The following is a 13,485-nucleotide window of genomic DNA, read 5'->3' on the forward strand; positions in this document are numbered from 1 at the left end:
GAGTTTACTTAATAAAACGAAAAAGTCTCTCAAGGGCTACAGGCCCAAGAGAGACTATCATTTTAAAGATATCTAATATAAATACTAATCATAGATACTACAAGCACGATAATCGTACCAGGAACAAGTTCCTTACAGTATGTGGCCCAGCTAATTGGGTAACCTTCTTTACCTGCTGTAGAAATACCTACTACATTGGCACTGGCGCCGATTGGAGTCATACTGCCACCGATGTCTGTTCCGATAGCAAGTGTCCAAGCCATAGTCGAAAGATCTACGCCTGTAGTAGCAGCAAGTGTACGAATAACAGGAATCATAGTAGCTGAGAATGGAATGTTATCAATAAATGCTGAAGCGATAGCACTTACCCAAAGGATAATAGCAATCATAACGAATGCATTACCGCCTGAAACCTTGGCAATAAACTCAGCGATTATCTCAAGAATACCTGTCTGCTCCAAACCGCCTACTACAATAAACAGTCCTATAAAGAACAATAATGTAGGATAATCAACTCTCTTTAAAAGTGTGATTGCCTTGCGGCCTGCAGTAATAAGTGTAATAGCTGCAATGAAAACACCTATGAATGCTACTGTAAGACCTGTCATAGCGTGTGTAACCAAAAGTGCAACTGCAATAAGGAAAATAATGGTACTTGTCAAAAATTCTTTCATGTTGTCGATTCGAATCTCTACATCAATTGTAGATGAATCCACCTTATCTGCAGGGTCCTGAAGTCTATTTCTCATTGTAAAGTAGAAATAAATAATAATAATCACAAGAGAAACAGCTCCGATTGCACCTGTGTTAAGTACAAAATCTGAGAATGAATACCCTAGAGAAGTACCAATGATAATGTTTGGTGGATCGCCACACATAGTTGCGCTTCCACCTAAGTTGGCACAGAAAATCTCTGCCATAATAACCGGTATCGGATTAAATTTAAGTGTTCTTGCAAGTCTGATAGTAACTGCTGCAAGGAATAAAATAACTGTAATGGAATCAATGAACATAGCAAGAACAGATGACAAAACCATAAATGCCACAAAAATTCTCACTGGTTCGTAATGAGCAAGCTTTGCTATCTTCAAACAGAGCCAATCAAAGAATCCGGCTTCTGCCATTCCTTCAACCATTATCATCATGCCCCAGAGGAAAATGATGGTAGCCCAGTTGACACCTGAAGTCTGCTCGGATGCCTCTTCGGCTGCATACCAAAAATCCCTCTTAAAAATACCGCCGACAGCAATGGTATCAACAAATGCTTTTACGCTGCGCATACCCACTCCAAATACAAATATACTAGTAAGCGCGCCACAGCCAAGGGTTACATAATGCTTTGGAAATCTATCCCATACGATAAATCCAAACATTGTCACGAAAATTACAACTGCAAATATTTCCGCCAGCATAAAAAACTCCCTCCGTATACAATAATTAACTGCTTACTATTGTATACGAGGGAGAACAATTTTGAAACCAACAATTTTAAAATAATGTCTCAAATTTTTACATGTTCCATTAATTTCTTCATTGCTGCTGAATCCTTTATTGCTGACAATATATGAATTACTGCCTGTTGCAATTCTCCAAGAGCAAAATATGCGCCTCTATCTATACCGAAATATGTTATAGTCTTTGTACCATCCATCTCAGTCTCTATTTTGCAAAGACCTTCTTTTTCGGCTTTCAGAGCTTTTTCACTGATTTCTATATCAGCAGGCACCTTTGCCACCACTTTGTCTTTGCCATCTTTATCCAGCATGAATGAACCCCAATTTTCATAACGAATCATTGGAATATCATACAAATACGCTGTCTCCACAACTGAAACATAACCATCCTCTTCAAATGTTGGCGCCGTCTCCATCATGGACTCAAGGATTTTATCTGGATTATATCCTGGCATAATCAAATCACATCCTGCATGTAAATCATATGATTTTTCAGTATCACTGCCCCAATCAGACATAACAAATCCCTTAAATCCCCAGTCGTTTCTAATGATATCTGTATTGAGTCCACGCTGTGAACAAGCAGGTTCACCGTTTATGCTATTAGTGCTACTAAGCACACCTGCCGGCTGACCTGTAAATTGGCACACAGAAAATGATCTAAGATATATCTCACCAAATGCTCTAGAGGAAACATTTATATTAACATCTCTTCTAAAGTTTTCCTGATTAATGGTAGGAAGATTCTTGATAATCACATTGCGACCTTCATACCTTTTCACTCCCATTATAAAGCCAGCGCCCATAATTCCAGATAAACTAGGATCCTCAGAGTATAGTTCGTATGCTATACACTTCATTGGGTTTCTGACAATATTAAGTGATGGTGCCAAACAATAGTCAATACCATAGTGCTCCATCTCTCTGCCATAGGCCCTTCCCATTCTAACCATTGCTCCCATATCCCAGGTCTGGGCCATGTTCATAGGCGATGGATAGCATGTGCAATACACACCCTTAAGATGAAGTCCTGATGGTCCATCAGCTATTGTCACCCCAGGAATTCCAAGAGTGGTTGCAAACTGGGATGTGGTCCTAGCTGCCACTTCAAGCTTGTTTCTATCAAATCTAAAATCAAATCCAAATCGATTTTCATTTTGAAGCTTTGACTCATTTAATTCTCCAGAGACAATTCTTGCCAAAATCTCTGGGGAAAGTGATGAGACAAATTCTTCCATTGTAATCTTTTCTTTTATTACGTCAAAAAATGTTGTGGTTCCACATGGCTTTACATACTCGATTTTCTCCTCTGCTCTAAAAGGAATCTCGTATGGATTGCTATTTACATAGGATACGTAATTGCTGCCCTCTGGCACAAGTGTGGTAAAACTCTTAGTTGGAACGACCACTTTATTCTCAGAATTAAAATCATCTCCAGAAAGTGACGTTGAAAAAATGTATCCTGTCTTCTCCAATGTCCTTGGTGGTGGAGTCAAAAATTCCAAATTCTTCTTAGGGGAAATAACTTCTGTTACGCGCTTATAAACGGTACGCTTATCTAGTACTAGCTTTGCGCAAAGAGTTGTATTTCTGGAGTTATCTCCTATTCTAAAAAGATAGTCTCCCTTCTCCATAATCCACTGACTATTTTCTTCATCAAAAGAGCATAACTGCATGATTGGTATTTTCATGGTTATCTCCTCTGATTCACCAGGCTTAAGCTTACCTGTTTTTCCGAACCCTACAAGAATCTGATAGGGCTTATCAAGCTTATCCTCAGGCTGAGAACAGTATACCTGCACAACCTGTCTGCCAGAAACATCTCCTGTGTTGGTTACCTTTACTCGGATTACTACTCCGCCCATCCAACTAGCCTCAAAATATCTGGCATCAATTCTAAAATTGGTATAGCTCAAACCATATCCAAATGGATAAAGTGGTGCCACATCAAAGGCATCAAAATAGCGGTATCCCACATAGATACCTTCTTTGTAATCAATTTCTTTAGATGTGTCTTTTCGTTTGGTTGCATTGTAGCAAGTTGAGTAATCCTTATACTTCTTCGCCCAAGTAGAAGTCAGACGACCGCTAGGATTTACTATTCCTGTAAGCACATCTGCAAGAGAATTTCCTGCTTCCATTCCAGGAATTCCCATGAGAATTATCGCCTTTACGTTTTTCATCCTTGCCACGGAACTCAATTCAATCATTCCTGAATTGAGTACGAGAATAACATTTTTGAAGGAACCAGAAATGAGCTTTATATTCTCATGTTCCTCCTCTGTTAGCTGATATTCAAGGCTGCCTATATCTTCGTAAGTAGCCTGTCTACGGATAACGTAAATACAAGTGTCAGTACCTAGAATTGCCTCTGCCATATCTGCAACAGAAATAGGTACTTCCTCTACATAAGCTCTGCGTCCAGAAAAAAGCTTGTCCTCAGCTTGATTCTTGAGAACTTTCTCCTCCTGCTTCAATGACTTTTCCATTTTTTCAAGCCATGAATCAGTGGTGAAGGTAAATCCATTTTCCAGAAGCCCCTCTTTAATGCTTACATTTTTATCCGTATATACGTAATTGTAATAAATACCACAGCATACAGTATCTACTGCGCCCGCGCCAAAAAGAGCAATCTTTCCTCTATTAATAGGAAGAAGATCGCTGTTTTTAAGTAATACCATGCTGTCTGCGCCAAGCTGTCGCACCAAATTCTTCTGTTCTGGGAATTGCATTTTCCCCGCTTTGAAAAAGACTCCCCTTAACTGCCTAAAGTTCATTATGATGCTCCCTTTTGTGATATTCCACCAAATAAAAAGTATATCCTTTTTATTAGTTAGTAGATATGATAACATTTATTTATTTAAAATATGTGTAATTAATATGAATAGTACAAAAGAAGGGTAAAAAAAGACAAAAATGTTTAGAGAAATGTTAAGTAGGGATGCATCTATGTCTTTCGAGGTGTTTCCTCCTAAAAAAAATGATGAGTTTGATAATTGCTACAACGTTCTAGATTCGCTTGCAAAGCTTAACCCAGATTTCATCAGTGTTACTTACGGTGCAGGTGGAAGCCGTTCGAAGAAGACAGTTGAGATTGCTTCTTATATTCAAAACACTTTGAAGATTGACGCTATGGCCCACATAACTTGTGTAGGCTCATCAGAGGATGACATTCTTGAAGTTACAAAGGATTTAGAGGCAAGTGGAGTTTCTCATGTACTGGCTCTCAGAGGTGACAAGCCAAGAGATATGTCTGACGAGCAGTTTGCAAAGAGAATTTTCCCACATGCTACTGATTTGATTCGATTTTTAAATACTAATACCAATTTAGATGTTTCCGCAGCATGCTATCCAGAAAAGCATCCTGAGGCTATGTCTATTGACTCAGATTTGGCCTTCATGAAAATGAAGCAGGATATGGGCGCAAAAATGTTCATCTCTCAGCTTTTCTTCGACAACGCCGACTTCTATCGTTTTGTTGAGCGTGCCGACAAAGCTGAAATTCATGTGCCAATAGTAGCCGGTATCATGCCTATCACATCAGCAAAGCAAATTGGTTCCACTGTTACTCTTGCAGGTTCTTCTGTTCCTAAAAAGCTTGCAGATATATGTGCAAAATACGGCGACTTCCCAGAGGACATGAGAAAGGCTGGTATCGAATATGCGATAGACCAGATTAGAGACCTACGTAAATGCGGTATGGGTCACATACATCTCTATTGCATGAACAAGCCAAAGATGACTGAAATCATTTGCAAATCTATATAGTTTACTATAGAAAAAGCGCCTGACCATTATATTGGTCAGGCGCATATTTTATGCAATGCTTTCTTCATTAAAGAATGACATTTCTTTCTCAAGAATCTTTGAAATATCATTTAAGTTGCTAGCCTTCTCTGACAACTGACTCACTGTCTCTGAAAGCTCAATCATAGAAGCTCTTGTCTCCTCTGTGCTTGCTGCATTCTCCTGCGAAATAGCTGAAAGAGAATTAATTGTATCTGCAAATACCTTTGTTGCATGATCTGATATTGAAACACTCTCTGCAATCTTATTTGTAACAGTAAGTGATTCATCTATCTTAACTATCATCTCGTTTACTAAATCAATAGTCTTGCTGATTACATCACCCTGTTTAGCTACTGAATCCTGAACACTTCCTGCATTCTCCATAGTTGCCTCAGAGTCATTTGAAAGAATAGACATAGTCTCCTGGATATTCTTTGCAGCTGCTGCAGATTTATCTGCCAAATCACGAATTTCATTAGCTACAACTGCAAATCCTCTACCATATTCACCAGCTCTTGCTGCTTCAATACTTGCATTTAATGAGAGGAGGTTTGTCTGGGCTGCAATTGAATCAATTACCTCTACAGCCTCACTAATAGAGCCAACAGCCTGATTTGTCTTTGCTATCTTTTGTACGATTTCATCAATTGCTTCAATGGCCTCCTCAGTGGATGTCTGAAGCTCCTGCAATGCTGCTGAGCTTGTCTGTGAGCTATTCTGCATTGACTCTGCTATATCATTCATATGGTTTGTGTTATCAGTTATAAGCTGAATAGCATCATTAATCTCTTCTACGCTAGTTACAGCCTCCTGAAGGGACTCAGCCTGGCTAGTAGCTCCATTTGCCACATGATCAACAGCACTTGATACATTGTCAGCTGTGATTGAAATATTCTCTGCTGTCTGAGATAAGTACTCTGCTGATACATCAAGCTCACTAGAAGAACTTCTAGCATTACCGATTACTGACTGAAGCTTCTCAGAAAGATTATTAACAGAACGTGCCATAAGACCAAGCTCGTCTGGTCTATTAACAACTTTCTTTGGAATATTAATATCAAGATTTCCTGTAGAAAGCTTATTAACTGCTTCTACATTGATTTTGATAGCCTTTGCAATTTTAAGTGCTGCAAAAATCGAAATGCCAATTAATATAGCCATTACAGAAAGGGAAACTATAACCATAGCACGAGTCTTTACTCCTACATATTCCCAAATATCTGACTTCTTAAGACCTACAAATGCCATTCCAACAATCTTTGTATTATGAACAAGTGGCTCATAGTGAACATAGTATAATTCACCACCTATATCTACATTGCTAGCGCTATAGCTCTCACCATTTTTAAGAACGGCCTCAACCACCTCATCAGATACCTTTGTTCCAACTATCTCGTCTATTGAAGAACGCGCTCTTGTATCATCGAGAATTAATGAGTAGTCATAGCCTGAATCCTTGTGTAACTGAAATTCTAGACTATGCATTTCTACAGACTCATCAAATGTAGTCAATTCCAAAATAGTGACATAAGTGTTACAAGAAGCCTCAATACCTCTCATAGCCTCATGCTCCATTCCGTCTCGCAAATTATATAAACTGTATAATAAATTGATTACCCCTAAAAGCGAAAGCATGATAAGAACCATGCCTATAAGGGCCTTTTTTATTGAAAATTTGACCTTCATAATATACTCATTCCTTCTATTCTAATTTTTAACTAGGAAAATATACACAATTTTAAAGGGTTTGAAAATAGTAAATGTGCACAAATGTTACTCGTGATTTAATTTCTGCCGTGCAACATTTATCTATAACATTATTCTCCCCTATTTTTCACACTTGGATTTACTTGATTAAAAATCTCAAGCAATAAAAATTGTTATGTGTTACAATAAAAAAAGCATTGATTTTATAGGATTGAGGGAAATTATGGACGGTAAAAAAATTGAACAGGAAATCCTTGAGATTACCGAAGAACTGATTAAAGATTACAAATCAGACAGAGCTATTGATAAGATGGACACTTATCATCAGCCAAATAAGGATAGCATTATTGATATCACCAAAAAGCTCCTTAGAATTGTTTATCCTGGTTACTACAGAGATCACGTCTACAAAGTATATAATGTAGAGACCAATCTAAACACTCTAATGGAAGATGTTGTCTACAACCTTAACAAGCAGATATCTCTTATACTTTGCTATCGTCCTGATTTTGATGGATGCTGTGAGGAGATATGCACCACAAAAGCTGAGGAGCTATCACTTGCATTCCTAAAGCGTATTCCAAAGGTACGCGCTCTTTTAGATACTGACCTTGCTGCTGCTTTCGATGGAGATCCAGCTGCTACATCAATCGATGAAATAGTATTTGCCTATCCAGGAATACTTGCCATTACCATTTATCGATTAGCTCATGAGCTCTATTTGCTTGGAGTACCTATCATTCCACGTATCATGACAGAGTATGCTCATTCTAATACAGGTATTGATATTCATCCTGGTGCTACAATCGGCGAGTACTTCTTTATTGATCATGGAACTGGTATCGTAGTTGGCGAAACTACTGTCATTGGAAATAATGTTAAGATTTATCAGGGTGTTACATTAGGTGCCCTTTCCACTAGAGGTGGCCAGAATTTACGTGGGGTTCGCCGCCATCCTACTATCGAGGACAATGTTACTATCTACTCTAATGCATCAGTCCTAGGTGGTGACACAGTCATCGGACACGACTCTATTATCGGTGGTTCTACATTTATCACAGAGTCTGTTCCACCAGAATCTAGAATCTATTACGACGTAAAATAATCTTCAAAATCAAGGAGTTGCTTAATTGCAACTCCTTTTTGGTATAAAAAATCCCTTCCGGACAAATAATCCAGAAGGGATTTGAGCTATATATAAATTATTGGGAAGGATTTAATAATCTAATTATTTCTCATCATCTTTCTTTGTAACAACCGCTACATCTGCGCCGTTGATATTAACATTCTTGTTAACCTTAGCGTCGTATGTATTAGCCTTCATGATTTCAGCAAGATCTACGCCTGTAGCCTCTGACATTGTATCGAATACCTGCTTTAATACTACTGGCATGTTGCCAGAGATCTTTGCAGCGCCACCTTCTGAACCATCGCCAGACTCGTAGATATTGATCTTATCAATTGCTGCAAGTGGCTTAGCAATCTCAGCTGCGATTTCAGGCATAACCTTAATCATCATCTCAGCCATAGCAGCGCCGTTGTACTTGCGATAAGCCTCTGCCTTTTTCTCCATTGCCTCAGCCTCAGCAAGACCCTTTGCCTTGATAGCCTCAGCTTCTGCCTTACCTTTTGCTGCGATACCAGCTGCCTCAGCATCGTACTTAGCCTTGATACCAGCTGCTTCCTGCTCTGCTGCGAACTTCTGAGCCTCAGCCTGTGCCTTTCTAGCATCAGCCTCGCGCTCCTGCTCGTACTTAGCAGCCTCAGCCTTCTTCTGTCTCTGAACTAACTCTGCCTCAGCCTTTTTCTCTGCCTGATACTTCTCAGCATCTGCCTGCTTCTCAATCTGAGCTGCAAGTTCCTGCTGCTTAACGATAACTTCTTTCTGCTTGAGTTCTGCCTCACGCTCAGCCTTAGCAATCTGTGCATTTACAGTAGCAGTCTCAATTGACTTCTGCTGTTCTTGCTGCTGAATTGAGTATGCTGCATCGGCAACAGCGTTTGCTGTATCAGCCTGCTGCTTTAACTCTGCCTGCTTGATAGCAAGTGCATTGTTCTTCTCAGCGATTTCTGTCTGTGCTGTAACTCTTGCATCATTTGCTGCCTTGTCAGCCTCAGCCTGTGCAATAGCTACATCTCTATCTGCCTGTGCCTTGGCAATAGCTGCATCCTTTTTGATCTTTGCAGTGTTGTCCATACCAAGGTCATTAATAAGACCATTTTCATCAGTTACATTCTGGATATTGCATGAAAGAATCTCGATACCCAGCTTGTTCATATCCTTTGAAGCCTTCTCCATAACCTGATCTGAGAATGAATCTCTATCAGTGTTGATAGTCTTCAAAGAAAGTGTACCAATGATTTCACGCATATTACCCTGGAGAGAATCCTGTAAATCCTGAGTAATCTGATCTGGGTTTTTATTAAGGAAGTTCTTTGCTGCAAGCTGGATTGAAGAGGCATCTGTACCAATTCTTACCTTTGCAACAGCATCTACATTAACGTTGATAAAGTCATTTGTAGGAACTGACTGCTCTGTCTTGATATCAACTGTCATCTGGCCAAGATAAAGCTTATCTACTCGCTCGAAGAATGGAATCTTAACTCCAGCGCGTCCTACTAAAATACGAGGGTTCTTTCTAAGACCCGAAATGATGTAAGCTCTATCTGGTGGAGCTTTCACGTAACCAGCCGCAACTACCAATACGATTAATAAGATAATGGCAATTAAAGCAATTAAACCTGTTTCCATAACATATATCCTCTCTTTCGAAAAAAATAACTGTCCGAATAAAATTCCGAACAGTTATTTTATATCATATCCTAAGTAGTAAGTAAATACTTTCGCTCAAAATATTTTTAAATTATTTTGTACCAAAAATTCTATCTCCGGCATCTCCAAGACCTGGGCAGATGTAAGCATCAGAATTAAGCTCTCTATCAATGTGTCCAATGTAAATCTGAACATCTGGATGAGCCTCATGAAGAGCTCTAACTCCCTCTGGTGCGCCGATGATAGCCATAAACTTAATGCGCTTGCCGCCGTGCTGCTTGATAAGGTCGATAGCATCGATTGCTGAACCACCTGTTGCAAGCATAGGATCTGTTACAACGATAAGTCTCTCTTCGATTGGGCTAGGAAGCTTGCAGTAGTACTCGTGTGGCTCATGAGTCTCCTCATCACGATACATACCGATATGACCAATCTTAGCTGTAGGTACAAGTCTCTGGATACCATTTACCATACCAAGACCTGCACGAAGAATAGGTACAATAGCCATCTTACGACCTGCGATAACTGGTGCCATGCACTTCTCAATAGGAGTCTCGCACTCGATATCAACTGTCTGTAAATCATTGAGAGCCTCAAAAGCCTCAAGCATAGCTATCTCCTCAACAAGGGCTCTAAACTCTGCTGTTCCTGTATTCTTATCTCTGAGCATTGTAATTTTGTGCTGAAGTAGAGGGTGTGTTAACTCTACAACATTCTCTAATTTTTCCATAAGAATAATTCCTCCTAAAATTTCCTTTTTAATTAATTACAAAACAATTTATAAAATGAATAAATCTGCCTATTTCATAGGCAAATTAAAACATCATTAAATTCCTTCTTTATCAAAGCGATATGGCTCTGGATTTCCATATTCATAATCACGTCCAGGAATAATCGCATTGAGCACAATACCTGCCAAAGCAGCAATAGCAAGACTCGTAAGAGTAATTTCTGTGCCACATACTGTAAATGTTAGTCCATCAGAAAATCCGAGACCACATACTAAAATAACTGCTGCAATTATAAGATTGCGTGAGTGAGTAAAATCAACATGATTCTCAACTACATTTCTAATTCCTATTGCACTAATCATACCATAAAGCATAAAGCTGATTCCACCTACGATAGCGGTAGGCATTGTTCCAATAATATCAGCCATCTTTGGAATAAATGAAAGGACAATTGCATAACCTGCTGCAATTCTAATAACCTTTGGATCATGAACCTTTGAAAGCTCAAGGACACCTGTATTCTCACCATATGTTGTATTAGCAGGGCCACCAAAAAGTGCTGAAATAGATGACGCAAGTCCATCGCCTATAAGTGTACGATGAAGACCTGGGTCAGTAACTAAATCCTCTCCTACTGTAGCGGAAATTGCTGACATATCTCCGATGTGCTCCATCATTGTAGCAATAGCAATTGGTGCCATAACAAAAATCGCCTGTGCATTAAACTTGCAAAAGAAGAAATCAGGAACTCCAACCCAAGCTGCCTGCTTTACAACTGCAAAATCAAGAATTGCACTGCCATCTGCATTTGTCATTCCGATAGCGTTGAAAATAATTGCAAATACATATGAGATAACTACGCCCATGAGAATTGGCAAAATTCTAAACATGCCCTTGCCCCAGATGTTAAATACGATAACTACGCCAAGCGCAATAAGAGCAAGCAACCAGTTCTGAGAAGCATTTGTAATAGCTGATGGCGCAAGTGAAAGACCGATACAGATGATGATTGGTCCTGTTACAACTGGAGGTAAAAACTTCATTACCTTCTTGATACCAACAAGCTTGATGATTAAAGCAAGAATCAAATAAAGTAATCCAGCCACAACAATACCGCCACATGCATATGGAAGCTTCTCACCCATAGTCATGTTCTTAAACATGCCTGTATGTAAATTAGCAACTGTGTGAAATCCTCCTAAGAATGCAAATGAGGAACCAAGAAATGCTGGAACTTTTAATTTAGAACATAAATGGAAAAATAAAGTGCCAAGACCGGCAAAAAATAAAGTAACTTGAATTGAAAGACCTTCGCCTTCGAAGTAATTGTTAACAAGGATTGGAACTAAGATTGTGGCTCCAAACATAGCAAATAAATGCTGTAGACCAAGAATTAACATTTTTGGCACTCCGAGAACGGATGCATCTTTGATAGGTGCGTTTGTGTTCATAAATTTCCTCCCTTAAAAATATAATTTTATTTAAACTTTCAGTATTCTATCACTATATTTAGGTTTGTACAATATCCTAGAAGACTTTCTTTAAAAGGCTAAAAAACCCTTAATAAATCAGATAAAAGCTATCTCTTTTTAAATATTGTCAAATCTAAATACAGTAATCTACAAGTATTAATAAACAAAGGTGAAGGGGATAAAACAGATAGAAAAATTTCCTAATGAATCTGCTATCTCTTCCTCGTTCTCCTCTGTATAAGGCAATTGGAATAACCATTGCCATGGCAAGCAATTCAATAGAGCTTGATAAAACAGCTAATGCTCCAACGCCTGCCATAAAAGCTATAATACGTGTTCTGAAATCTTCCCCATTTAATATGCTTATCAAGCATATACAACAAATACCTGCCTCTCCATAATCAACAAATGTAAAATGCGCGACAGCCATTCCCACGCACATTATTACCATTTTAAGAGCAAGACTAGCCTCGTATTTTTCAACTAGACTGTACAGATGAAGGCAAATCAATCCCAATAATAATACCCACAGTACATTGTTGTGATACCAATAGAAAAATCTGCCATAGAAAAGATAATCAAAGGGTATCTCCGACAACAATGCTACTGTCAAAATTCTCACTGCATATTTCTTAATATTTCTAGTGTGGTCCACTCCCTCCACCAAAAGATAACAGTATATAGGAAATGACATCCTTCCGATGCCTCGCAACACATGGTAAAAAGTGTAATAGGAGGCATATGTGTCGGGCGACATAGAAGGCGTATTTTCAATAATCCAGGATGCAAGAGGTCCAAGGGCAAAATGATCAACAAACATTGTCAATATTGCAATTAGCTTTAGTCCCGTACCTGTAATCTCAAATCTATTGCCAATCCCTTCTTTTCTATTAATTAATAAAGTATCCATTCAATAAACTCTCTAACGCAGCCTCTTCCGCCATCCTTAGATGAGACGAAATCAGCACATTCAATAACTCCCGCCGCTGCATCTGCAGGACAACCAATAAGTCCCCCAGCTGCCTTGATTGCTTTCATTACATGTAAATCATTTAAGTCATCTCCCATGTATGCGCAATCCTTTAATGACTCCCCGCGCTCTGCAAGAATCTCATTTAATTCTCCAAGCTTATCAGATATACCCTGGTGAATTTCATTAATGCCAAGCTCCTTGCAACGATTCAAAACAATATTGCTAGTACGACCTGTTATTATAACTGGAACGATTCCAGCTGGAATAGCCTGATGGCAAAGGCCATAGCCATCCTTTATATTGAAAGCCTTACAAAGCTCACCATTTTCTCCCATATATACGCAACCATCTGTAAGTGTGCCATCCACATCTAACACTAGGTATTTAATATCTTTCATTATTATAAGCTCCTTTAAAACAATTCATTCTCTTAGTACATAATTTTAATATATTTCCCTAAGATTGTGGGATTTATTTTTGTATACAATTATTTATTAAGATGCCACCTGCCCTTTTTTCCACTAAAAAAGTGCCAAGGTTATGGCCTATGACCTTCCTTGACACTATTATTTAAAAATTTGCAAAA

General features: G+C 38.8%; 10 protein-coding genes. 2 read left to right on the top strand and 8 right to left on the bottom strand.

The window, feature by feature from the left end; translation table 11 throughout:
- Positions 1-62 precede the first annotated feature (62 nt).
- Both BLP50_RS09010 and BLP50_RS09015 read right to left on the bottom strand, forming a co-directional pair.
- Positions 63-1,412, bottom strand: coding sequence for an ArsB/NhaD family transporter (locus BLP50_RS09010; protein ID WP_090153871.1), 1,350 nt, complete (start codon positions 1,410-1,412; stop codon positions 63-65).
- 89 nt (positions 1,413-1,501) lie between these two features.
- Positions 1,502-4,186: a glycoside hydrolase family 3 protein gene (locus BLP50_RS09015; RefSeq protein WP_176753734.1), complete on the bottom strand. Its 2,685-nt coding sequence runs from the start codon at positions 4,184-4,186 to the stop codon at positions 1,502-1,504.
- A gap of 184 nt (positions 4,187-4,370) precedes the next feature.
- On the opposite strand from BLP50_RS09015, the gene metF reads away from it, so the two are divergent.
- Positions 4,371-5,222 (top strand): methylenetetrahydrofolate reductase [NAD(P)H], encoded by an 852-nt coding sequence (gene metF, locus BLP50_RS09020; RefSeq protein WP_090153875.1) that lies wholly within the window; start codon positions 4,371-4,373, stop codon positions 5,220-5,222.
- A 48-nt stretch (positions 5,223-5,270) separates the two neighbouring features.
- Here metF and BLP50_RS09025 read toward each other — a convergent pair whose 3' ends face one another.
- On the bottom strand, positions 5,271-6,929 hold the full coding sequence (locus BLP50_RS09025; protein WP_090153877.1) for a methyl-accepting chemotaxis protein: 1,659 nt from the start codon (positions 6,927-6,929) through the stop codon (positions 5,271-5,273).
- Between the two features lie 244 nt (positions 6,930-7,173).
- Here BLP50_RS09025 and BLP50_RS09030 point away from each other — a divergent pair, with 244 nt between their 5' ends.
- Positions 7,174-8,055 (top strand): serine O-acetyltransferase, encoded by an 882-nt coding sequence (locus BLP50_RS09030; RefSeq protein WP_090153879.1) that lies wholly within the window; start codon positions 7,174-7,176, stop codon positions 8,053-8,055.
- A 123-nt stretch (positions 8,056-8,178) separates the two neighbouring features.
- Here the strand turns inward: BLP50_RS09030 and BLP50_RS09035 are convergent, their stop codons facing one another.
- The 5 genes from BLP50_RS09035 to BLP50_RS09055 form a co-directional block, all read right to left on the bottom strand.
- The gene (locus tag BLP50_RS09035; RefSeq protein WP_090153881.1) at positions 8,179-9,702 is read right to left on the bottom strand and encodes a flotillin family protein; all 1,524 of its coding nucleotides are present in this window, start codon (positions 9,700-9,702) and stop codon (positions 8,179-8,181) included.
- A gap of 112 nt (positions 9,703-9,814) precedes the next feature.
- Positions 9,815-10,453 carry a uracil phosphoribosyltransferase gene (gene upp, locus BLP50_RS09040; protein WP_090153883.1) on the bottom strand — a complete coding sequence of 213 codons (639 nt, stop codon included), beginning with the start codon at positions 10,451-10,453 and terminating at the stop codon, positions 9,815-9,817.
- Between the two features lie 96 nt (positions 10,454-10,549).
- Positions 10,550-11,905 carry a uracil-xanthine permease family protein gene (locus tag BLP50_RS09045; RefSeq protein WP_090153885.1) on the bottom strand — a complete coding sequence of 452 codons (1,356 nt, stop codon included), beginning with the start codon at positions 11,903-11,905 and terminating at the stop codon, positions 10,550-10,552.
- A 154-nt stretch (positions 11,906-12,059) separates the two neighbouring features.
- Positions 12,060-12,836, bottom strand: coding sequence for a TraX family protein (locus BLP50_RS09050; RefSeq protein ID WP_090153887.1), 777 nt, complete (start codon positions 12,834-12,836; stop codon positions 12,060-12,062).
- A complete protein-coding gene (locus BLP50_RS09055; RefSeq protein ID WP_090153889.1) occupies positions 12,821-13,297 on the bottom strand; it encodes a KdsC family phosphatase in 477 nt (158 codons plus the stop codon). The genes BLP50_RS09050 and BLP50_RS09055 overlap by 16 nt, the downstream gene beginning before the upstream one ends.
- Positions 13,298-13,485 lie beyond the last annotated feature (188 nt).

The sequence above is a fragment of the Pseudobutyrivibrio sp. AR14 genome (assembly GCF_900101325.1).
Taxonomy (GTDB): domain Bacteria; phylum Bacillota; class Clostridia; order Lachnospirales; family Lachnospiraceae; genus Pseudobutyrivibrio.

What these genes read in the sequence shown, in the direction of transcription:
- BLP50_RS09010 (WP_090153871.1), bottom strand. Translation starts at nt 1,412, where the DNA reads ATGCTGGCGGAAATATTTGCAGTTGTAATTTTCGTGACAATGTTTGGA.
- BLP50_RS09015 (WP_176753734.1), bottom strand. Translation starts at nt 4,186, where the DNA reads ATGCAATTCCCAGAACAGAAGAATTTGGTGCGACAGCTTGGCGCAGAC.
- metF (WP_090153875.1), top strand. Translation starts at nt 4,371, where the DNA reads ATGTTTAGAGAAATGTTAAGTAGGGATGCATCTATGTCTTTCGAGGTG.
- BLP50_RS09025 (WP_090153877.1), bottom strand. Translation starts at nt 6,929, where the DNA reads ATGAAGGTCAAATTTTCAATAAAAAAGGCCCTTATAGGCATGGTTCTT.
- BLP50_RS09030 (WP_090153879.1), top strand. Translation starts at nt 7,174, where the DNA reads ATGGACGGTAAAAAAATTGAACAGGAAATCCTTGAGATTACCGAAGAA.
- BLP50_RS09035 (WP_090153881.1), bottom strand. Translation starts at nt 9,702, where the DNA reads ATGGAAACAGGTTTAATTGCTTTAATTGCCATTATCTTATTAATCGTA.
- upp (WP_090153883.1), bottom strand. Translation starts at nt 10,453, where the DNA reads ATGGAAAAATTAGAGAATGTTGTAGAGTTAACACACCCTCTACTTCAG.
- BLP50_RS09045 (WP_090153885.1), bottom strand. Translation starts at nt 11,905, where the DNA reads ATGAACACAAACGCACCTATCAAAGATGCATCCGTTCTCGGAGTGCCA.
- BLP50_RS09050 (WP_090153887.1), bottom strand. Translation starts at nt 12,836, where the DNA reads ATGGATACTTTATTAATTAATAGAAAAGAAGGGATTGGCAATAGATTT.
- BLP50_RS09055 (WP_090153889.1), bottom strand. Translation starts at nt 13,297, where the DNA reads ATGAAAGATATTAAATACCTAGTGTTAGATGTGGATGGCACACTTACA.